23 protein-coding genes are annotated in these 18,034 nt (G+C 67.4%); 19 read left to right on the top strand and 4 right to left on the bottom strand.

The features are described from left to right. The first annotated feature begins 5 nt into the window (after positions 1-5). The gene (locus tag FHY50_RS07430) at positions 6-689 is read left to right on the top strand and encodes a Fe2+-dependent dioxygenase (RefSeq protein WP_140047852.1); all 684 of its coding nucleotides are present in this window, start codon (positions 6-8) and stop codon (positions 687-689) included. A 10-nt stretch (positions 690-699) separates the two neighbouring features. Then, positions 700-1,833, top strand: a complete 1,134-nt coding sequence (locus tag FHY50_RS07425; protein WP_140047851.1) for a PepSY-associated TM helix domain-containing protein — start codon at positions 700-702, stop codon at positions 1,831-1,833. Between the two features lie 43 nt (positions 1,834-1,876). Here the strand turns inward: FHY50_RS07425 and pyk are convergent, their stop codons facing one another. Then, on the bottom strand, positions 1,877-3,337 hold the full coding sequence (gene pyk / locus FHY50_RS07420; RefSeq protein ID WP_140047850.1) for a pyruvate kinase: 1,461 nt from the start codon (positions 3,335-3,337) through the stop codon (positions 1,877-1,879). A gap of 93 nt (positions 3,338-3,430) precedes the next feature. On the opposite strand from pyk, the gene FHY50_RS07415 reads away from it, so the two are divergent. The 16 genes from FHY50_RS07415 (at position 3,431) to FHY50_RS07340 (ending at position 13,507) form a co-directional block, all read left to right on the top strand. Continuing rightward, complete coding sequence (locus FHY50_RS07415; RefSeq protein WP_140047849.1) at positions 3,431-3,742, top strand: DUF1244 domain-containing protein; 312 nt, start codon at positions 3,431-3,433, stop codon at positions 3,740-3,742. Between the two features lie 106 nt (positions 3,743-3,848). After that, positions 3,849-4,088, top strand: a complete 240-nt coding sequence (locus tag FHY50_RS07410; RefSeq protein WP_140047848.1) for a DUF2312 domain-containing protein — start codon at positions 3,849-3,851, stop codon at positions 4,086-4,088. Positions 4,089-4,105: 17 nt separating this feature from the next. Beyond that, a complete protein-coding gene (locus FHY50_RS07405; protein WP_140047847.1) occupies positions 4,106-4,426 on the top strand; it encodes a heavy metal-binding domain-containing protein in 321 nt (106 codons plus the stop codon). A gap of 72 nt (positions 4,427-4,498) precedes the next feature. Beyond that, positions 4,499-5,242, top strand: a complete 744-nt coding sequence (locus tag FHY50_RS07400) for a YebC/PmpR family DNA-binding transcriptional regulator (RefSeq protein ID WP_140047846.1) — start codon at positions 4,499-4,501, stop codon at positions 5,240-5,242. A 16-nt stretch (positions 5,243-5,258) separates the two neighbouring features. Further along, on the top strand, positions 5,259-5,750 hold the full coding sequence (ruvC, locus tag FHY50_RS07395) for a crossover junction endodeoxyribonuclease RuvC (RefSeq protein ID WP_140047845.1): 492 nt from the start codon (positions 5,259-5,261) through the stop codon (positions 5,748-5,750). Between the two features lie 40 nt (positions 5,751-5,790). Beyond that, entirely contained in the window at positions 5,791-6,384 is a 594-nt protein-coding gene (ruvA, locus tag FHY50_RS07390; protein ID WP_140047844.1) for a Holliday junction branch migration protein RuvA, read from the top strand. Further along, positions 6,381-7,400: a Holliday junction branch migration DNA helicase RuvB gene (ruvB, locus tag FHY50_RS07385; protein WP_140047843.1), complete on the top strand. Its 1,020-nt coding sequence runs from the start codon at positions 6,381-6,383 to the stop codon at positions 7,398-7,400. Before ruvA ends, ruvB begins: the two co-directional genes overlap by 4 nt. 55 nt (positions 7,401-7,455) lie before the next feature. After that, positions 7,456-7,905 carry a tol-pal system-associated acyl-CoA thioesterase gene (gene ybgC / locus FHY50_RS07380; RefSeq protein WP_140047842.1) on the top strand — a complete coding sequence of 150 codons (450 nt, stop codon included), beginning with the start codon at positions 7,456-7,458 and terminating at the stop codon, positions 7,903-7,905. A gap of 7 nt (positions 7,906-7,912) precedes the next feature. Continuing rightward, positions 7,913-8,605: a protein TolQ gene (tolQ, locus tag FHY50_RS07375; RefSeq protein WP_140047841.1), complete on the top strand. Its 693-nt coding sequence runs from the start codon at positions 7,913-7,915 to the stop codon at positions 8,603-8,605. Between the two features lies 1 nt (position 8,606). After that, positions 8,607-9,044, top strand: a complete 438-nt coding sequence (gene tolR / locus FHY50_RS07370; RefSeq protein WP_140047840.1) for a protein TolR — start codon at positions 8,607-8,609, stop codon at positions 9,042-9,044. 16 nt (positions 9,045-9,060) lie between these two features. Next, entirely contained in the window at positions 9,061-9,945 is an 885-nt protein-coding gene (locus FHY50_RS07365; protein WP_140047839.1) for a cell envelope biogenesis protein TolA, read from the top strand. 11 nt (positions 9,946-9,956) lie between these two features. Beyond that, positions 9,957-11,348 carry a Tol-Pal system beta propeller repeat protein TolB gene (tolB, locus tag FHY50_RS07360; protein ID WP_140047838.1) on the top strand — a complete coding sequence of 464 codons (1,392 nt, stop codon included), beginning with the start codon at positions 9,957-9,959 and terminating at the stop codon, positions 11,346-11,348. Positions 11,349-11,435: 87 nt separating this feature from the next. Continuing rightward, positions 11,436-11,960, top strand: coding sequence for a peptidoglycan-associated lipoprotein Pal (gene pal, locus FHY50_RS07355; RefSeq protein WP_140047837.1), 525 nt, complete (start codon positions 11,436-11,438; stop codon positions 11,958-11,960). A 136-nt stretch (positions 11,961-12,096) separates the two neighbouring features. Continuing rightward, positions 12,097-13,002: an SPFH domain-containing protein gene (locus FHY50_RS07350; RefSeq protein ID WP_140047836.1), complete on the top strand. Its 906-nt coding sequence runs from the start codon at positions 12,097-12,099 to the stop codon at positions 13,000-13,002. Positions 13,003-13,004: 2 nt separating this feature from the next. Next, positions 13,005-13,217 carry a type II toxin-antitoxin system antitoxin gene (locus FHY50_RS07345; RefSeq protein WP_140047835.1) on the top strand — a complete coding sequence of 71 codons (213 nt, stop codon included), beginning with the start codon at positions 13,005-13,007 and terminating at the stop codon, positions 13,215-13,217. A gap of 14 nt (positions 13,218-13,231) precedes the next feature. Beyond that, complete coding sequence (locus FHY50_RS07340) at positions 13,232-13,507, top strand: hypothetical protein (protein ID WP_243846595.1); 276 nt, start codon at positions 13,232-13,234, stop codon at positions 13,505-13,507. A gap of 212 nt (positions 13,508-13,719) precedes the next feature. Here the strand turns inward: FHY50_RS07340 and FHY50_RS07335 are convergent, their stop codons facing one another. From FHY50_RS07335 to FHY50_RS07325, 3 genes are read right to left on the bottom strand one after another with little or no spacing between them, the layout of a single operon-like run. Then, entirely contained in the window at positions 13,720-14,604 is an 885-nt protein-coding gene (locus tag FHY50_RS07335) for a S1/P1 nuclease (RefSeq protein WP_140047833.1), read from the bottom strand. A gap of 39 nt (positions 14,605-14,643) precedes the next feature. Beyond that, a complete protein-coding gene (locus tag FHY50_RS07330; RefSeq protein WP_140047832.1) occupies positions 14,644-15,582 on the bottom strand; it encodes an isoaspartyl peptidase/L-asparaginase family protein in 939 nt (312 codons plus the stop codon). 17 nt (positions 15,583-15,599) lie between these two features. Further along, positions 15,600-16,778, bottom strand: coding sequence for an acyltransferase family protein (locus FHY50_RS07325; RefSeq protein WP_166745396.1), 1,179 nt, complete (start codon positions 16,776-16,778; stop codon positions 15,600-15,602). A 97-nt stretch (positions 16,779-16,875) separates the two neighbouring features. Here FHY50_RS07325 and ispG point away from each other — a divergent pair, with 97 nt between their 5' ends. Beyond that, the gene (ispG, locus tag FHY50_RS07320; protein WP_140047830.1) at positions 16,876-18,000 is read left to right on the top strand and encodes a flavodoxin-dependent (E)-4-hydroxy-3-methylbut-2-enyl-diphosphate synthase; all 1,125 of its coding nucleotides are present in this window, start codon (positions 16,876-16,878) and stop codon (positions 17,998-18,000) included. Positions 18,001-18,034: the final 34 nt, after the last annotated feature.

Raw genomic sequence — 18,034 nt, 5'->3', positions numbered from 1 at the left:
CGGGGTTGCTGATCGACATTCCCGACGTTCTGGATGCTGCCGAGGTTGCCCGCGTGCGCGCGATCCTCGCCGCGGGCGACTGGGTCGATGGCAACGTCACGTCGGGTCCGCAATCGGCGCTTGCCAAGCGCAACGAGCAGCTTGCGGAGGGATCGGCGGCGGCGCGCGAGGCGGGGGCGCTGGTGCTCGATGCGCTGGGCAGGACGCCGCTGTTCGTTGCGGCGGCCCTCCCGGCCAGGGTGTTTCCGCCGCTGTTCAACCGCTATGCCGGGGGACAGGCGTTCGGGGTGCATGTCGACAACGCCGTGCGGATGCAGCGCGGGTCGGACTTCCGCATCCGTTCCGACCTGTCGGCGACGCTGTTCCTCGAAGACCCTGGAAACTACGAAGGCGGCGAGCTGGTCATCGAGGACCGCTTCGGAGTGCAGTCGGTCAAGCTGCCGGCTGGGCACCTGATCCTCTATCCCGCGTCCAGTCTGCACCGCGTCGAGCCGGTGACACGCGGCTGCCGCGTAGCGTCGTTCTTCTGGATCCAGTCAATGGTCCGCGACGACGGCGCGCGCCGTATCCTGTTCGATCTCGACCAGTCGGTGCAGCGTCTGGGCGGGCAGGTAGGGCAGGACGATCGCTCGGTGGTCGAGCTGACCGGAGTCTATCACAATCTGCTGCGCCGCTGGGCGGAGCTTTGACGAGGCACGCATGACCAAGATCGCGTTGCGCAATTTCTGGTTCCAGGTTCACAAATGGATCGGGCTGCTGCTCGCCGTGGCGGTAATCCCGATCTCGATCACCGGCGCGGCGCTGGTGTGGCATGACGGTCTGGAGAAGCTGCTCCATCCCGATCGCTTTGCCGTGAGCGGGCAAGCGGTGCTGCCGCCGCAGACCTATGCCGCCGCGGCGCGCGGTGCACTGGCGCCGGGTGAGCGTCTGTCGCGGATCGAGTTTCCGCAAGACAGCGGCGAGCCGGTGGCGGCGCAGGCTTCGCGGCCGGGCAAGGCAAAAGGGCGCCCGGTGCGCACGGTCGTCTATCTCGACCCCGCCGATGCCCGCGTGATCGAGACGACCGCCAGCAACGCCAGCGCGATCCAGTTCATGCACATCCTTCACGGGTCGCTGTTCATTCCCGAGGTGGGGCGCAAGGTCGTCGGCTGGATCGGCTGGGCGATGCTGGCATCGTCGCTGACCGGCCTGTGGCTGTGGTGGCCGACGGTCGGGCGATGGGTGCGCGGGCTGCGCTGGCGGCGGCATCGCAACACCGACACGAACCTCCATTATCTGATGGGATTCTGGATCTCGGTTCCGCTGGCGATCCTGTCGTTCACCGGGGTGTGGATCAGCTTCCCAGCGCTGTTCAATCCTCTGGTCGAGCCGGTGCGCGCCGAACGGCCCAAGGGGCCCGATCGCGGGGCGCTGATGCGGGCCAGGCCGATCGAGGAACCCGCGACGTCGCTCGACACGGCGCTGGCGCGTGCGGCTGCTGCGGCGCCTGGGGACGTGCGCGCGATCGGCTGGCCGACCGACGTGAAAACGGAATGGAGCATCGCCCTCGACGGAGGCCGCACCGTTGCGGTGACCGACGCCGATGGTACCGCCAGGATCGAGCCAGCGCGCGGAGGGCGCGACGAAGCGTGGAGCGTCGCGCAATGGATGCGGCGCATCCATGACGGGCAGCAGATGCCGTTCGCGTGGCAGGTGATCGTGTTTCTCGGCGGGCTGCTACCGGCGCTGCTGAGCATCACCGGCATCATCATGTGGCTGCGCGCACGGGGATGGCGCGCGGAATTGAAGCAGCGGCGGAAAGCGCGGGCGAGAGCGGCGGTGGCGGCGGAGTGAACGCCAGCGGGGAAGGGCGTGGGCGCGAACTGCCAGGTGGCGTTCACCCCTTTTCGTAGTTCTTCAGCTCGTCGCCGATGATCTGCACGACGTGCAGCACGTTGGTCGATCCCGGCGTTCCGAACGGAACCCCCGCGCACACCACCACCCGGTCGCCGGCCCTGGCGAGGCGGTGGCGCAGCGCCATGCGCTTGGCCTTGGCGACCATTTCCTCGAACGATCCGACGTCGCGGGTGTGGACCGCGTGCGTGCCCCACAGCAGCCCCAGCCGGCGCGCAGTCTCGTGCTTCGGCGTCAGCACCAGGATCGGTACGCCAGGGCGCTCGCGTGCGATGCGCCGCGCCGTCGAACCCGACATGGTGAAGCAGATGATCGCCGCGGCGGTCACCGTCGAGGTGATTTCCTTGGCAGCGGCCGATAGCGCGTCGGCGGTCGTCGGATCAGGATGCAGGACGGTGAAGTGCACGCGATCGCCATGCGCCGGATCACGCTCGACCGCGTCGGCAATCGCATTCATCATCGCCACCGATTCCACCGGCCATGCGCCCGCCGCGCTTTCGGCCGACAGCATGATCGCGTCGGCGCCGTCATAGACCGCGGTGGCGACGTCGGACACTTCGGCGCGGGTCGGGGAAGGCGAGGTGATCATTGATTCGAGCATCTGCGTGGCGACGATCACCGGCCGCCCCAGCCGCCGCGCGGTCTCGACGATCTGCTTCTGCAGCGGCGGCACCGTTTCGGGCGGCAGTTCGACGCCGAGATCGCCGCGCGCGACCATCACGCCATCGCACGCCTCGCAAATCTCCTCGAGCCGGGTCACCGCACTGGGCTTCTCGATCTTGGCGAGCAGCGCGGCCTTGCCGCCGATCAGCCGCCGTGCCTCGGCGAGATCCTCAGGGCGCTGGACGAACGACAGCGCGATCCAGTCGCAGCCCTGCTCGACCGCGAACGCTAGGTCGCTGCGATCCTTTTCGGTCAGCGCCGCCATCGGCAGCACCACGTCGGGGACATTCAGACCCTTGGAGTTCGACAGCGCACCGCCGACCTCGACCCGAGTGACGATGCGCGCTGGTTCATGCTCGGTGACGCGCAGCACCAGCTTGCCGTCGTCGAGCAACAGCCGCGCACCGGGCTGGATCGCCTCGAAAATCTCGCGGTGCGGCAGTTCGACGCGGCTGGCGTCGCCCGGCGTCGGATCGCGGTCGAGGATGAAGACTGCCCCTTTTTCGAGCATCACCCGCCCGTCGGCGAATTTGCCGACGCGCAGTTTCGGCCCCTGCAGGTCGGCCAGGATCGTGGTCGGGCGGCCGTAGCGCTTCTCGAGGCTGCGGATCGCCTCGATCACCGGAATTTTCGACGCCTGGTCGCCATGGCTCATATTGACGCGGAACGCATCGGCCCCCGCCTCGAACAATGCGCCGATCATCTCGGGCGTGTTGCTCGCGGGGCCGAGCGTCGCGAGGACGCGAACCTTGCGGGTACGGGGGGCGATCGATTTCGTCATTTCGGCATCCTCGGGCGTCACGGCGGCGGGGGCTCGGGTTGTGCGCGCCCGGCCATAGCCACATATCGCGCCCGATCAACCACGGAGACGACCATGCCCTCAATCGACGCCATCGACGATGCCGTAGCAGCGGCCGCGCTGCGCCGACTGGTGCACCATCTGCGCCACCGCAGCGACGCGCAGAATGTCGATCTGATGGGGCTGGCCGGGTTCTGCCGCAACTGCCTGTCCGACTGGATCGCCGACGCCGCGGCCGATGCGGGCAAGCCGATGCCGAAGGAGCAGGCGCGCGAGGCGGTGTACGGCATGCCCTACGGCGAATGGAAGGCGGAGCATCAGTCGGAGGCGACGCCCGAGCAACTCGAGCGCATGGCGGCCAGCGTCGCCAGGAACCGAAGCGACTGAGCGCGTCGGAGCCATGCCGTCCACAGCTTTAGGATCGAAGCGGTTGCGCGGCGGCGCGGTTGCGCTAGACGACGCGGCCTGACCTTTTAACCATCACGGGACACCCATGAGCGACAATATCTCCGCCGAGCAACTGCGCCTGCTGATCGAGCGTATCGAGCGGCTCGAGGAAGAGAAGAAGGGCATCGCCGACGACATCAAGGACGTCTATGGCGAAGCCAAGTCGACCGGTTTCGACGTCAAGACGATGCGGTCGATCGTGCGCCTGCGCAAGATGGAGAAGCATCACCGCGACGAGGCGGAGATGCTGCTCGACACGTACAAGCAGGCTTTGGGACTGGTTTAAGCCAAGGGAGCATCCGCATGATCCTGACCACCACGACCGCAATCGAGGGCAAGACCGTCACCCGCTATCACGGCATCGTCGCCGGCGAGGTGATCCTGGGCGCCAATGTGTTTCGCGACCTGTTCGCGGGCATTCGCGACTTTGTCGGCGGGCGGTCGGGCGCGTATGAAAAGTCGCTGAAGAAGGCGCGCGAGGTCGCGTTCGAGGAGATCACGCAAGAGGCGCTCGAGAAGGGCGCAAACGCGGTGATCGGCATCGACATCGACTATGAAGTGATCGGCGATCAGGGGTCGATGCTGATGGTGTCGGTATCGGGCACCGCGGTGACAGTCAGCTGAGCAGCGACTGTCGCCTTTTGCGATCGGCTTGGGTAGCAAGGCGATCGACGTTCCGCATCATTCGAGAGAGCAATGGCAGGCCATAGCAAGTTCAAGAACATCATGCATCGCAAGGGTGCACAGGACAAGAAGCGCTCGTCGCTGTTCTCCAAGCTCAGCCGCGAGATCACCGTTGCGGCCAAGATGGGCACGCCCGATCCCGATATGAACCCGCGGCTGCGCGCGGCGGTCAGCGCTGCAAAGGCGCAGTCGATGCCCAAGGACAATATCCAGCGGGCGATCGACAAGGCGCTGGGCGGGGACACCGATAATTACGAGGAAATCCGCTACGAAGGCTTCGGCCCTGGCGGCGTTTCGCTGATCATCGAGGCGCTGACCGACAATCGCAACCGCACCGCGACCAACGTCCGCACTGCCGTATCGAAGAATGGCGGCAACCTTGGTGCATCGGGATCGGTCAGTCACGCGTTCGACCGGGTCGGCCTGATCAACTATCCCGCCGAAGCCGGCGACGCCGAGAAGGTGTTCGAAGCCGCGCTGGAAGCCGGCGCCGAGGACGTCACGTCGAGCGAGGATGGCCACGAGATCTGGACCGCGCAGGGCGACCTTCACGAAGTCGCCAAGGCACTGGAGCCGGTGTTAGGCGAGGCGGAAGGTGCCAAGCTCGCCTGGCGGCCGCAGACGATGGTGGATGTCGGCGAGGACGATGCCGCTATTTTGTTCAAGCTGATCGACGCGCTCGACGACGACGACGACGTCCAGACGGTATGGGGCAATTACGAAGTGTCCGACGCGGTGATGGAGAAACTGGGGTGACGCTGCGCGGCGCTCGATGATCATCCTCGGCCTCGACCCGGGTCTGGGCACGACCGGCTGGGGGTTGATCCGCGCCGAGGGCAACCGGCTGTCGCATCTTGGCAACGGCCGCCTCAAAACCGATCCGCAAGCGGCGCTTCCCCGCCGCCTCGTGCATCTGGACGCCATGGTAGCGGCGTTGGTTGCCGATCACGCGCCGGACGCGGCTGCGGTCGAGGAGGTTTTCGTAAACGCCAACCCGCAGTCGACGCTCAAGCTTGGCCAGGCGCGAGGCGTGATCCTGTGCGCCGCCGCACGCTCCGGCATCGATGTCGGCGAATATGCGGCGCGGTTGGTGAAGAAGGCAGTGGTCGGCGTCGGCAATGCCGACAAGGCGCAGGTCCATGCGATGGTCACGCGGTTGCTGCCCGGCGTGAGCATCGATGGCCTGGATGCGGCGGATGCGCTGGCGGTGGCGATCTGCCACGCGCACCATGCCGCAAGCGCGCAGGCATTGGCGCCGCGGTGAAACGGCTTGGAGTGTGCTCGAAAGCGGGTAGGAAGGGCGCATGATCGCGCACCTCACCGGCACGCTCCACGCCACTGCCGCCGATCACGCCGTGATCGACGTGAATGGCGTCGGCTATCTCGTCGGCGCGTCGGCGAAGACGCTCGAGGCGATCGGGATCACCGGTGACCGGGTCACGATCCACACCGAGATGCTGGTGGCGGAGGATTTCATTCGGCTGGTCGGTTTCGCCACATCGGACGAGCGCGACTGGTTCCGGTTGCTGACCGGCGTGCAGGGTGTCGGCGCGCGCGTCGCGCTGGCGATCCTGTCGGCGCTTGCTCCGGCGGAGATCCAGCGCGCGGTGGCGGCGCAGGACAAGGCGATGGTGGCGCGGGCCAACGGCGTCGGACCAAAGCTCGCCGAGCGCATCGTGCGCGAACTGAAGGACAAGGTCGGCGGGGTCCTGCCAGGCGTGATGGGGGCCGCGGCGCCGGTCGCGGGGGCAAGCGCCGATGCGGTGTCGGCGCTGATGAACCTCGGCTTTAAGCCTGCCGAAGCGAACTCGGCCGTCACCGCCGCGCAGGAAGAATTGGGCGCGGGGGCGGGGCTGGACGCGCTGGTGCGACTGGCGTTGCGGAAGGCGGCGAAATGACCGACCCCCGCACGCTGTCCCCCGCCCGCTTGCCCGAGGACGTCGATGCGGCGCTGCGGCCCAAGGCGCTCGACGAATTTGTCGGGCAGCGGGCGGCGCGCGAGAATTTGCGGGTGTTCATCAATGCCGCCAAGGCGCGCGGCGAGGCGCTCGACCACGTGCTGTTCTTCGGACCGCCCGGGCTTGGCAAGACCACGCTAGCGCAGATCGTCGCGCGTGAGATGGGGGTGGGATTCCGCGCCACGTCCGGCCCGGTGATTGCCAAGTCGGGTGATCTGGCGGCACTGCTCACCAATCTCGAGGATGGCGACGTGCTGTTCATCGACGAGATCCACCGTCTGGCACCCGCGGTCGAGGAAGTGTTGTACCCCGCGATGGAGGACCGTGCGCTCGACCTGATGATCGGCGAGGGGCCGTCGGCGCGGAGCGTCCGGATCGACTTGCCGCGCTTCACGCTGGTCGGGGCGACGACGCGGCAAGGGCTGCTGACGACGCCGCTGCGCGACCGCTTCGGCATTCCGGTGCGGCTGCAATTCTACACCGTCGACGAGTTGCTGCGGGTGGTGACGCGCGCGGCGGGACTGCTGGGGCTGGGGATTGCCGAGGACGGTGCGCGCGAGATTGCGCGGCGCTCGCGCGGGACGCCGCGGATCGCCGGGCGGCTTCTGCGGCGGGTGCGCGACTTCGCCAATGTCGCGGGCGTCGATACCGTCGATGCGGGCGCCGCCGACCACGCGCTCAACCGGCTGGAAGTTGATGCGCTGGGGCTCGATGCGATGGACCGGCGCTATCTGACGATGATCGCAGACATCTATCGCGGCGGACCGGTCGGGGTCGAAACGCTGGCGGCTGGTTTATCCGAACCACGCGACACGATCGAGGAAGTGATCGAGCCGTATCTGATCCAGATCGGGCTGGTCGCGCGGACGGCGCGCGGGCGCTGCCTGAATGGCGCAGCGTGGAAGCATCTCGGCCTGACGCCGCCAAGCGACGTGCAGGAGGGATTGTTCGATTAAGCGCCATTGGTCTTGAGGCTTCCGCCTGCCGCGCGGCTCGGCTACACGGCGGCCAATGGCGCCCGACGCAACCATCGAAGGCCGGTTCGACGGCATCGAGCATCGCTTTCCGGTGCGCGTCTATTTCGAGGACACCGACTTGTCGGGGGTGGTCTATCACGCCAATTACCTGCGCTTCATGGAACGCGCACGATCGGACATGCTGCGGCTGGCCGGGATCGACCAGCGCGCCGCGCATGAAGCGGGCGAGGGCGCCTATGCGGTGCGCGACATGGCGATCCGCTGGCTTGCGCCCGCGCGGCTCGACGACATGCTGGTCGTGGTGAGCAAGTTGATGAAGATCAGGGCGGCAGCCGCGCTCATTCATCAAAGGGTCATGCGCGGGCAGACGATATTGGCGCAAGCGGACGTCGAGGCGGCATTCGTCGCACCATCGGGACGACCGCGGCGTCAGCCGACCGACTGGATCACAAAGTTCGAGCATCTGCTCTGGAAGGGACACTGAGCCACCCATGGAACCCACGTTGATGACCGAAGCGTCGGTGATGTCGCCCGTCGCGCTGTTCCTGCAAGCCGACTGGGTGGTGAAGGGGGTGATGATCGGCCTGATCCTCGCCAGCATCTGGACCTGGGCGATCATCGTCAGCTTCAAGGCGAAGATCGGCCGGACGCACAAGGCGATCGACAAGTTCGACAGCGATTACAAGAAGGCAGAGGATATCGACGCCTTCTATCGCCTGCATTCGGATAGCGACCTGCCGATCGCGCGGGTGTTTTCCTCCGGCGTGTCGGAATGGCGGCGTTCGACCGGCGGACGCACGATCGACCGCGACGGCACGCGCGAGCGGCTGGCGACGGCGATGGGATCGGCGGTCGCGGGCGAGATCGACCGGCTTTCGGACCGGCTCAACATCCTCGCCACGGTGGGATCGGTCGCGCCGTTTGTGGGACTGTTCGGCACCGTGTGGGGGATCATGCGCGCCTTCACCAGCATCGCCGCGGAGCAGAACTCGTCGCTGGCGGTGGTCGCGCCAGGCATCGCCGAGGCGCTGTTCGCAACCGCGATCGGGCTGTTCGCGGCGATTCCCGCGGTGATCGCGTACAACCGCTACAGCCACGGCATCAACCGGGTCGAGGCCCGGCTCAACCGATTCGCGGACTCGTTCCATGCCACGCTGAGCCGACAGCTGGAGGGGCGCGCCTGACATGGCGATGAATCTGCCTTCCTCGCGCGGCAAGGGGCGGCGGGCGCCGATGGCCGACATCAACGTCACGCCGCTGGTCGACGTGATGCTGGTGCTGCTGATCATCTTCATGGTGACGGCGCCGCTGCTCACCGCGGGCGTGCCGGTCAACCTGCCCGACAGCCGCGCCAAGCCTCTCGACCAGGAGCAGGAGCCCGTGTCGGTAGCGATCGACGATGCCGGGCGGCTGTTCGTCGGCGAGGAGGAAGTGACCGACGAGACGCTGCCTGACATGCTCGCGCAGATCGCGGCGTCGGGGGAAGACGGCCAGCCGCCGCAGGTTCTGCTGCGCGCCGATCGCGGGCTCGATTACGGCCGGGTGATGCGCGTGATGGGCGAACTCAACCGCGCCGGACTGAACCGCGTCGCGCTGGTGACGGGCGTCGGCGAGGGCGAGTGACCGGGGATCGCCTGTGATGGATCGCGCCGAAAAGATCGGCCTGGGGCTGGCCGCGGCGGGACATATCGTCCTGTTCGGGCTGCTGTCGGTCGGATTTCTGGCGACGCCCAACCCCGAGATTTTGAAGCCGACGCCGATCGAGGTCAGCCTGGTCGACGAGATCGGACTGGAAGCCGCCGCGCCGCAGTCCGAGATCACGCCCGCGGAATCGATGGCGCCGGAGCTTGGCGCGCCCGAGGATGCGGCGGCGCCGGCGCCGGAAGCGGTGTCCGATCCCGATCCGACCCCGCCGCAGCCGCAGCCCGAACCGGCGCCTGCCGCCGCGCCGGCGCCCAAGGCTGCCCCCCCGCCGAAACGGCCGTCGCCGCCCAAGCGCGAGGTCGCCAAGGCGCAGCCCAAGCGCGATGCCGCGCCCAAGTCCAAGGCCGCGCCTGCCGCGAAGAAGGCGACCGGCAAGTCGGCGACGGCGGCGCGCGAGCGTCCGCGCGGATCGCGGCTCGGCGACGATTTCCTCAAGGGCATCGCCGACCGGCCCAGCGAGAGCACATCGACGACACCGCAGGCTGCGCGCGTCGATGCCCGCGCGCTGGCGGGCATCCAGGATGCGATCCGGCGGCAAATCCAGCCTTGCGCCGACCGGCAGGTCAATCCGGGACCGGGGGCGAACGAGATCGTCAGCGTGCTCAACCTGCGCCTCAACCGCGACGGTACGCTTGCGGGAAATCCGCGCGTCGTGCGCCAGTCGGGAGTCGATGGCGGCAACGAACGTTACAAGCAGCGCGTCGTCGATCTGGGCATCGCCGCGTTCAAGGGCTGCGCGCCGCTGCGGCTGCCGGCGGAATTCTACTCGACCGCCAATGGCGGGTGGAGCAACATCAATTACAATTGGCAGCTGCGTTAGGAGATGTGTCGATGAATCGCCTGCTGAGAAACCCCGCGCCTGCGCTCGTGCTGCTGAGCCTTTTCGCTGCGCCTGCGGCGCTAGCGCAGGATATCGCCCCGCCACCGACGCTCGACGCGCCGCAGGACGGCCAGTCCGCGCCGCCGCTGGAAGTGTCGGTGACGGGGGGCATTTCCGCGCCGATGCCGATCGCCATTCCGGGGATGCCGACGCCGAACGCGGTTGGCACGGCGGCTGGATCGACCGATCAACTGGGGCGGCAGGTGGCCGATGTGGTGGCGACCGACTTGCGCAATTCGGGGTTGTTCACGCCGCTGCCGCCGTCGCAATTGCGTGCGGTCGGCTTTCCCGAGGTCACTGCGCCGCAGTTCGATTATTGGGGCGGCACCGGGGCGCAGGCGTTGGTGCAGGGTTTCGTGCGCGCCAATGGCGACGGCAATTTGACCGTGGGCTGCTACCTGTACGACGTGTTCTCGCGCATCGAGCTGACGCGTCAGGGATTCGTGGTGTCGCCCGCCGACTGGCGCCGTGCCGCGCATAAATGCGCCGACAGCATCTACACCCGGTTGACCGGCGAGGGGCCGTATTTCGACAGCCGTGTCGTCTATGTCTCCGAGACGGGACCCAAGGGCAAGCGCATCAAGCGGCTGGCGATCATGGACCAGGACGGCGCCAACCACCGCTTTCTGACCAACGGCCAGTCGATCGTGCTGACGCCGCGTTTCGCGCCGAACCAGCAGTCGATCGTGTTCATGTCGTACCAGAACGACAAGCCGTCGATCTATATCTACGAACTGGGATCGGGTCGCACCCGCGCGCTGGTGTCGAACGCGTCGCTGACGCTGGCGCCCCGCTTTTCGCCGGACGGGCAGTGGGTGCTGTTCTCGATGGCGCAGTCGGGCAACACCGACATCTATCGCATCCGCGCTTCGGGAGGGCAGCCGCAGCGGCTGACCCAGTCGCCGGGGATCGACACCGGCGGCAGCTATTCGCCCGACGGCCGCCGCATCGTGTTCGAGAGCGATCGCGGCGGGACGCAGCAGCTCTATGTGATGAACGCCGACGGGTCGGGGCAGCAGCGCATCAGCTTCGGCGGCGGGCGTTATGCCACGCCGGCGTGGAGCCCGCGCGGCGACCTGATCGCCTTCACCAAGATTTCCGGCGGCTTTCGCATCGGCGTGATGAACCCGTCGGGCGGCGGCGAGCGCATCCTGACCGAAAGCTGGGGCGACGAGGCGCCGAGCTGGTCGCCGAACGGCCGCGTCGTCACCTTCTTCCGGTCGTCGCAGGGGCGATCGGGCAAGGCTGAAACCTGGTCGGTGGACCTCACCGGGGTCAATGAACGCCGTATTCCGACGCCGCTCGATGGATCCGATCCGAGCTGGGGACCGTTACGCGACTGAAAGTATTTTTGACACCGATCGCGCCGAGATGCGTTACGGTTGCGCCGATCGAACAATTGACGCGACGAATCGACAGGAGAACATCCGATGGCAACGACCACGACCAAGATCATCCTCGCCGCCGCACTGGTTGCGACCGCAGGCTGCGCCAAGAAGCGGCCCGAAGTGCTGCCGCCAGCCCCGGGCGACGGCATGACGCAGCCCGGCACGGGCATGGACAATGGTGGCACAACGGGCGGCGCAGTGGTTCCGGGCTCTGCAGAGGACTTCCGCCAGTCGGTGTCGAGCGACACGATCAACTTTGCGCTCGACAGCTATGACATCGACCCGACCGCGCGCGGCATCCTCGACAGCCAGGCGACGTGGCTGCAGCAATACCCCAATGTCCGAGTCACGCTCGAAGGCCATGCCGACGAGCGCGGCACCCGCGAATACAACCTTGCACTCGGCGACCGCCGCGCCAATTCGGCCAAGAACTATCTGGCGGCGCGCGGCATCGATGCCGGACGCATCACCACGATCAGCTATGGCAAGGAGCGCCCGATCGCACTGGGCTCTGACGAATCGAGCTGGGCGCAGAATCGCCGCGCGGTGACGGTGGTGTTGAACTAAGGCCGCCGCAACTTATAGAAATGTCGAAACCGGCCGGGGGGACACCCTCGGCCGGTTTTGTTTCGCCCTCTCCGATTTCGCTTGGCGACGTTCCGGATGTGATATAAAAGTGATATCACATTAACGGGAGGTCGAGATGGAAGTGGTGGCAGGGGATCGGGCGCTGCGGCGGAGTGCGGAGCGCGAAGCGGCGACGATGAGCGGATACGGAATGCTGGTCGTGGTGCTGCTGGCGATCGGCTTGGTGGTCTGGGGTTTCACGCAGTTTCGCGATGGCGCTGACAACGTACTGGCTGCGATAAGCGTAGCCGTCGGCGGGCTGGTGGCGGTATTCGTGAGCGTCGGTTTCTACCTGCTCCAGCCCAACCAGGCTGCGGCGATCCTGTTGTTCGGCGCGTATCGCGGGACCGATCGCACCACAGGGCTGCGCTGGACGTGGCCGTGGATGATCAAGAAGAAGATCTCGGTCCGCATCCACAACATCACGTCGGAACGGCTGAAGGTCAACGACCTGCGCGGCAACCCGATCGAGATCGCGTCGAACGTGGTATGGCGCGTGGCGGATACCGCGCAGGCGCTGTTCGATACCGACGACTACAAGGAATTCGTCCACATCCAGATCGAAAGCGCGGTGCGCACGATCGGGGCGCGGTATCCCTATGACGACTTCACGCATCAGGAAACGACGCTGCGCGGTAGCCCCGACATCATCAGCGACGAATTGCAGGTGGAACTCCAGGATCGGGTCGCGGCGGCAGGGGTGCATATCGACGAGTGCCGGTTGACGCACCTCGCCTATGCGCAGGAGATCGCGCAGGCCATGCTGCGGCGACAGCAGGCGGAAGCGGTGGTGTCGGCGCGGGCCACGCTGGTGGCAGGCGCGGTCGGCATGGTCGAGATGGCGTTGACGCAATTGTCGGAGAAGAACGTCGTCGAACTCGACGACGAGCGCCGCGCGGCGATGGTATCGAACCTGATGGTGGTGCTGTGTTCGGAGCGCGACACCCAGCCGGTGGTCAATGCCGGGTCGCTCTACCAGTAACGATGCCCGATGCGCCGCCCAAGAAAGCGTTTCCGCTCCGCCTAGATCCCGCGCTGCATGCGGCGATCGAGCGGAGCGCGGCGGGTGATCTGCGCAGCGTCAACGCGCAGGTCGAGTGCCTGCTGCGCGAGGCGCTGGGGCGGCGTGGTGTGAAGCTGAGCGAACCGGTGCGCGCCAAGCGGGGGCGGCCGGTGGTCAAAACGGAGGACATGTGATGCGCAGGAGCAGGTTGAAGCCGTATCGCGATGCGTTGCGGGTTCGCGAGGGATATTGGTTCGCGCCCAAGCTGTACGGGTTCGGCGCGACGCCGGTGACGTGGCAGGGCTGGGCGATGACCGGCGCGCTGCTCGTCGCGGTGCTGGCAATGGTGCGCTTCGCGCCGGACGACCTGACACGACTGGCGGTGCTGGCGGTGGTGCTGGCGGGGTTTCTCGCGGCGGCGTGGACCAAGACCGATGGCGGCTGGAGTTGGCACTGGGGACCGAGGGACAGGGTTGACAAATAACCTATATGGTTGTATGCGGTAATCATATGAGCCAGAACGGCCCTGCTCTTTGACAGGTTAATTGCAGGGCACGCGCCCCTGCCACCCTCGGGAAGGGGGGGGCGGAGCCATCTCGGCCGACCTTCCGAAGCAAGCTGGATTCCCGCCTTCGCGGGAATGACGGGGAGTATGTGGCCCGGAGGGAGCTAACCCGGGCGTCGGTTGCGGTGGACCTATCGCCGCCGCCGCTGCGGGGTGAAGGCGTTGGCGGGATCAAGCGCCTCATCGAGCAGGCGGGCGAGGCGCAGGCCGGCGCGGACGACTTGCTGCTTCTCGGCGTCGATCGACGCTTCGATCGCGGCGTTGGTGTATTCGATGCGCCCGGTCGGCTTGGGGCCGCAGGGATCGCCGCCGAGCGCCTGGGCATAGGCGACGTCGCGGCTGACCGCCCATGCTTCACGGCTCCAGTCCTTGGTCGTTCCGCTGCCGAGTACCGCGCGCTCCTGCTCGGAATAGGCGCGCACCGGGTCGGGCGGGGTGGTGATCGCGCGTTCGGCCAGCGGCGTGTCCCAGATCGAGTGGAGGTTGAGCCAGTCGGTGGTGTAGGCGCCGTAGCTCGCCTTGACGTCGTTGCCGCCGCGATCGCCGCGGTCGCCGGCGTGGAGCGGCATGTGCAGGTCGCCGACGAAGTGGATCAGGAAGGCGAGCGCCGCAACTTTCTCGCGAACCGGAATGGTGCGGTTCTTGAGCAGCTCGACCTGGCGATCGACCTGGGCGGAGACGCAGTTGCCGTCGGCGCAGGCGCTTTCGAGGTCGAAGGGCTGGCAGATGTCGACATTCTGGTAATGCCACGGCGAGGTGTAGCTGAACCGCGCGCCCATCGCGCGGATGCAGTCGGGCCAGGTGCTGGCATGCTCCGGCGTCGCCGCCGCGCAGCCCGGTGTTTCGAGCAGCCGCGCCTGGCGAAGCAGCGCGAGCGCGCGCGAGCGCGTGGCCGGCGCGACGTTGCGCATGGCGATGCGGGCGATCGCCTCGTGCCCATAGACGCCGTACGCGGCGGCAGGCGAGGGGAGCGTCAGGGTAAGCGCGGCGACGAGCGCGAGGAGGCGGCGGATCATGTCCGCGCGTCTAGCGGGCTGGCGTAGCGACCGAAAGGCTCAATCCTCGTCGCCGAAGATCGCGACGTGCCGCCGGCCGTCACTGGTCGCAAAGCCCCGGTTCATGCCCCTGGTGGAAAAGCGCCAGGCGATCCTCCCTGTCGGATCGACGACGATGACCCCGCCCGATCCACCGAGCGCGGTGACGTCGGCGATCACGGCATCGGCGGCAGCGGCGGCATCCTCGCCCAGCAAGCGCATCCGCGCGGCGATCTCGTGAGCGACGCCGGCGCGCAGGAAATACTCGCCCGCCCCGGTCGCGGAGACGGCGCAGGCGCGGTCATCGGCGTAAGTGCCCGCGCCGATGATCGGCGAATCGCCGACGCGGCCCCAGCGCTTGCCGGTGATGCCGCCGGTCGAGGTGGCGGCGGCAACATGGCCATGTGGATCGCACGCGACCGCGCCGACCGTGCCGAACTTGGCATCGACATCGAAGGCATCGGCATCGTCGAGCAGCGATGCGTTGAGTTGCGCGCGGCGCTGCGGAATCTCGAACCAACCGGGTGTCGCCGGGTCAAGATCGTGCGCGGCGGCGAAGCGATCGGCGCCGTCGCCGACCAGCAGCACGTGCGGGCTTTGCTCCATGACCGCGCGGGCCAGGGTGACGGGGTTGCGCGCGAAGGTTTGCGCAGCGACGGCACCGGCGCGGCGGTCGCGGCCATCCATGATCGCGGCGTCGAGCTCGATCGTGCCGTCAGCGGTGAAGACCGCGCCGCGTCCGGCGTTGAAGGCCGGGTCGTCCTCGAGCACGCGCACGGCGGCTTCGACCGCGTCGAGCGCGGAGCCGTCGGCGGCGAGGATGGCGCTGCCTGCGTCGAGCGCAGCGGCGAGACCGGCTCGCGCGGCGGGTTCCCAGGTCGGCACGAGGCGGCCACGTTCGAAACGACCGGCGCCGCCATGAATGGCGAGGCTCCAGCGAGGGGCGGAGGGGGAAGACATCGCCGCCTCCTATCAGATCAGCCCCGGCTGGCCACCCGGGAGCGTAATCCGATCAGCGGGCGGAGCCAGCCGATCCGGCGACCGATCAGGTAGAACAGCGCGCACGCGGTGCCGGTTGCAGCGAGCAGGATGGCGAACTGGCTCCACGGATCGAAGGCGAGCGGCAGCGTCGCCCATGCGGTCACGACGATCGCAGAATGGTGGATCAGGTAGAAGGGGAACACGGCCTCGCCCAAGGTGGCGCGCCAGCGATGGTCGCGGTTGAGGAAGCGATCGGCGGCGAGGAACAGGACCAGCACCATGCTCCACGCCATTGCGTTGCGCGCGGTGCGGTCGACCATCGCCCAGATATGCGAGGGCATCGTGTCGAGGTAGGCAAGATCGATCGCGACGATGATGCTGCCGGCGACGATCGCGGTCAGCGCGGCGGGGCGCCAGACGCTCGCGATGGTCGGCCAGAGCGCGGGAGCGCCCGCGAGGATGAAGCCGGCGACCAGCATCGGCAGGTAGAAGGCGTGGCCGGTCCAGTCGGTCAGCAGCCCGGTTTCGTCGGGAATGACGAACATCATGCCGAGCTTGGCGATCGAGAGGAGCACGATCGGCACCCACAGGATCCGGGTGCCTCCGCGCAGCCACACCAGCGCGCGCGCCACCAGACAATCGAGACGCGCGCCGCCGATCCGCAGCGCCGCCGCGAGGACAAGCGTGTAGGCCCATAGATAGATCACGAACCAGAGATGCTCGTAGGCAGGGAATTGCTTGCCGTAGAAGCTGCCCCAGCGCCAATAGTCGCTGCTCCAGAAATGCAGATAGCCGTGCGGATAGCCGCGGTCGGCGACCTGGATGTACATCTCGATCGGTACCAGCACCGCCATGCCGAACGCGAACGGGATCAGCAGCCGCCTGTTGCGCGACGCGGTGAAGCGGCGGAGCCCGCCCGAGCGAGCGAGCAGCTTTCGCGACGCATAGCCCGACACCGCGAACAGCAGCGCCAGCCGCCACGGCGACAACAGACTGAGCAGCGGCACGACCTGCCAATAGCGGTGCGGACTGTGGATCACCCACGGCCACGGGCCGAACACCATGCCGATATGATAGAGGATCAGTAGCGCGAACGCGGCGATGCGGAGCCAGTCGAGCCCGTAATGCCGCTCGTTGCGGCGGATCGTGAAGGCCGAACTCGGCTCGATACGCATCTGGGGTCCCGCCGACCGGTGCCGCCCTTTCGCGGATGGTCGCGCGCCGCTATAGAGGAATGCGCGTAAGCAAAGCGTTAGCGAGACGGAAACCCCAATGTCCCTGAGACCCTGGCGCGACATCGTCCGCCGCCGCAGCCGCCAGATCATGGTCGGCACTGTGCCGGTCGGCGGCGACGCGCCGGTCACCGTACAGACGATGACCAACACGCCGACCAGCGACCCGGTAGCGACGATCGACCAGATTCGCCGCTGCGAGGACGCGGGCGTCGATATCATCCGCGTGTCGTGCCCCGACGTCGAAAGCACCGCGCAGCTCGGCAAGATCGTGCGCGCCAGCCGGGTGCCGATCGTCGCCGACATCCATTTCCATTACAAGCGCGCGCTGGAAGCGGCCGATGCGGGCGCGGCGTGCCTGCGGATCAATCCGGGCAATATCGGATCGTCGCAGCGCGTCGCCGAAGTGGTCCGCGCGGCCAAGGCCAATGGCTGCGCGATCCGCATCGGCGTGAATGGCGGGTCGCTGGAAAAGGACCTGCTGGAGAAGTATGGCGAGCCGTGCCCGGAGGCGCTGGTCGAAAGCGCGCTCGACCATATCAAGCTGCTCCAGGACCATGATTTCCACGAATTTAAGGTGGCGGTGAAGGCGTCCGACCTGTTCCTGGCGGTGGCGGCGTACCAGCAACTTGCCGAAGCGGTCGATTGTCCGCTGCATCTGGGCATCACCGAGGCGGGCGGGTTCGTCGGCGGGACGGTCAAGTCGGCGATCGGGATGGGATCGCTGCTGTGGTACGGCATCGGCGACACGATCCGCGTGTCGCTGTCGGCCGAACCCGAGGACGAAGTGCGCGTCGGGTTCGAGATCCTGAAGGCGCTGGGCATCCGCAACCGCGGTGTGCGGGTCGTCTCGTGCCCCAGCTGCGCGCGCCAGGGGTTCGACGTGATCCGCACCGTCCAGGCGCTCGAGGAACGCCTGCAGCATATCCGCACGCCGATGTCGCTGTCGGTGCTCGGCTGCGTCGTCAACGGGCCCGGTGAGGCGCGCGAGACCGATATCGGGCTGACCGGCGGCGGCAACGGCAAGCACATGGTGTATCTGTCGGGGGTGACCGACCACACGGTGGAAAGCGCCGACATGCTCGATCACATCGTCCGGCTGGTCGAAGCCAAGGCGGCGGAGATCGAGGCGGCGGACGCGGCGGTTCCAGTGGCGGCGGAGTAGGGGCCGACGGCGGAATAGAGTACGCCGGAAGGGG

The sequence above is a fragment of the Sphingomonas japonica genome, assembly GCF_006346325.1.
GTDB lineage: Bacteria > Pseudomonadota > Alphaproteobacteria > Sphingomonadales > Sphingomonadaceae > Sphingomonas > Sphingomonas japonica.
This window is presented reverse-complemented; position numbering and strand designations above follow the sequence as displayed.

Bases quoted from the DNA above. Each gene is read 5' to 3' on its own strand.
- FHY50_RS07425 (WP_140047851.1), top strand. From the start codon at position 700: ATGACCAAGATCGCGTTGCGCAATTTCTGGTTCCAGGTTCACAAATGG.
- pyk (WP_140047850.1), bottom strand. From the start codon at position 3,337: ATGACGAAATCGATCGCCCCCCGTACCCGCAAGGTTCGCGTCCTCGCG.
- FHY50_RS07415 (WP_140047849.1), top strand. From the start codon at position 3,431: ATGCCCTCAATCGACGCCATCGACGATGCCGTAGCAGCGGCCGCGCTG.
- FHY50_RS07410 (WP_140047848.1), top strand. From the start codon at position 3,849: ATGAGCGACAATATCTCCGCCGAGCAACTGCGCCTGCTGATCGAGCGT.
- FHY50_RS07405 (WP_140047847.1), top strand. From the start codon at position 4,106: ATGATCCTGACCACCACGACCGCAATCGAGGGCAAGACCGTCACCCGC.
- FHY50_RS07400 (WP_140047846.1), top strand. From the start codon at position 4,499: ATGGCAGGCCATAGCAAGTTCAAGAACATCATGCATCGCAAGGGTGCA.
- ruvC (WP_140047845.1), top strand. From the start codon at position 5,259: ATGATCATCCTCGGCCTCGACCCGGGTCTGGGCACGACCGGCTGGGGG.
- ruvA (WP_140047844.1), top strand. From the start codon at position 5,791: ATGATCGCGCACCTCACCGGCACGCTCCACGCCACTGCCGCCGATCAC.
- ruvB (WP_140047843.1), top strand. From the start codon at position 6,381: ATGACCGACCCCCGCACGCTGTCCCCCGCCCGCTTGCCCGAGGACGTC.
- ybgC (WP_140047842.1), top strand. From the start codon at position 7,456: ATGGCGCCCGACGCAACCATCGAAGGCCGGTTCGACGGCATCGAGCAT.
- tolQ (WP_140047841.1), top strand. From the start codon at position 7,913: ATGGAACCCACGTTGATGACCGAAGCGTCGGTGATGTCGCCCGTCGCG.
- tolR (WP_140047840.1), top strand. From the start codon at position 8,607: ATGGCGATGAATCTGCCTTCCTCGCGCGGCAAGGGGCGGCGGGCGCCG.
- FHY50_RS07365 (WP_140047839.1), top strand. From the start codon at position 9,061: ATGGATCGCGCCGAAAAGATCGGCCTGGGGCTGGCCGCGGCGGGACAT.
- tolB (WP_140047838.1), top strand. From the start codon at position 9,957: ATGAATCGCCTGCTGAGAAACCCCGCGCCTGCGCTCGTGCTGCTGAGC.
- pal (WP_140047837.1), top strand. From the start codon at position 11,436: ATGGCAACGACCACGACCAAGATCATCCTCGCCGCCGCACTGGTTGCG.
- FHY50_RS07350 (WP_140047836.1), top strand. From the start codon at position 12,097: ATGGAAGTGGTGGCAGGGGATCGGGCGCTGCGGCGGAGTGCGGAGCGC.
- FHY50_RS07345 (WP_140047835.1), top strand. From the start codon at position 13,005: ATGCCCGATGCGCCGCCCAAGAAAGCGTTTCCGCTCCGCCTAGATCCC.
- FHY50_RS07335 (WP_140047833.1), bottom strand. From the start codon at position 14,604: ATGATCCGCCGCCTCCTCGCGCTCGTCGCCGCGCTTACCCTGACGCTC.
- FHY50_RS07330 (WP_140047832.1), bottom strand. From the start codon at position 15,582: ATGTCTTCCCCCTCCGCCCCTCGCTGGAGCCTCGCCATTCATGGCGGC.
- FHY50_RS07325 (WP_166745396.1), bottom strand. From the start codon at position 16,778: ATGCGTATCGAGCCGAGTTCGGCCTTCACGATCCGCCGCAACGAGCGG.
- ispG (WP_140047830.1), top strand. From the start codon at position 16,876: ATGTCCCTGAGACCCTGGCGCGACATCGTCCGCCGCCGCAGCCGCCAG.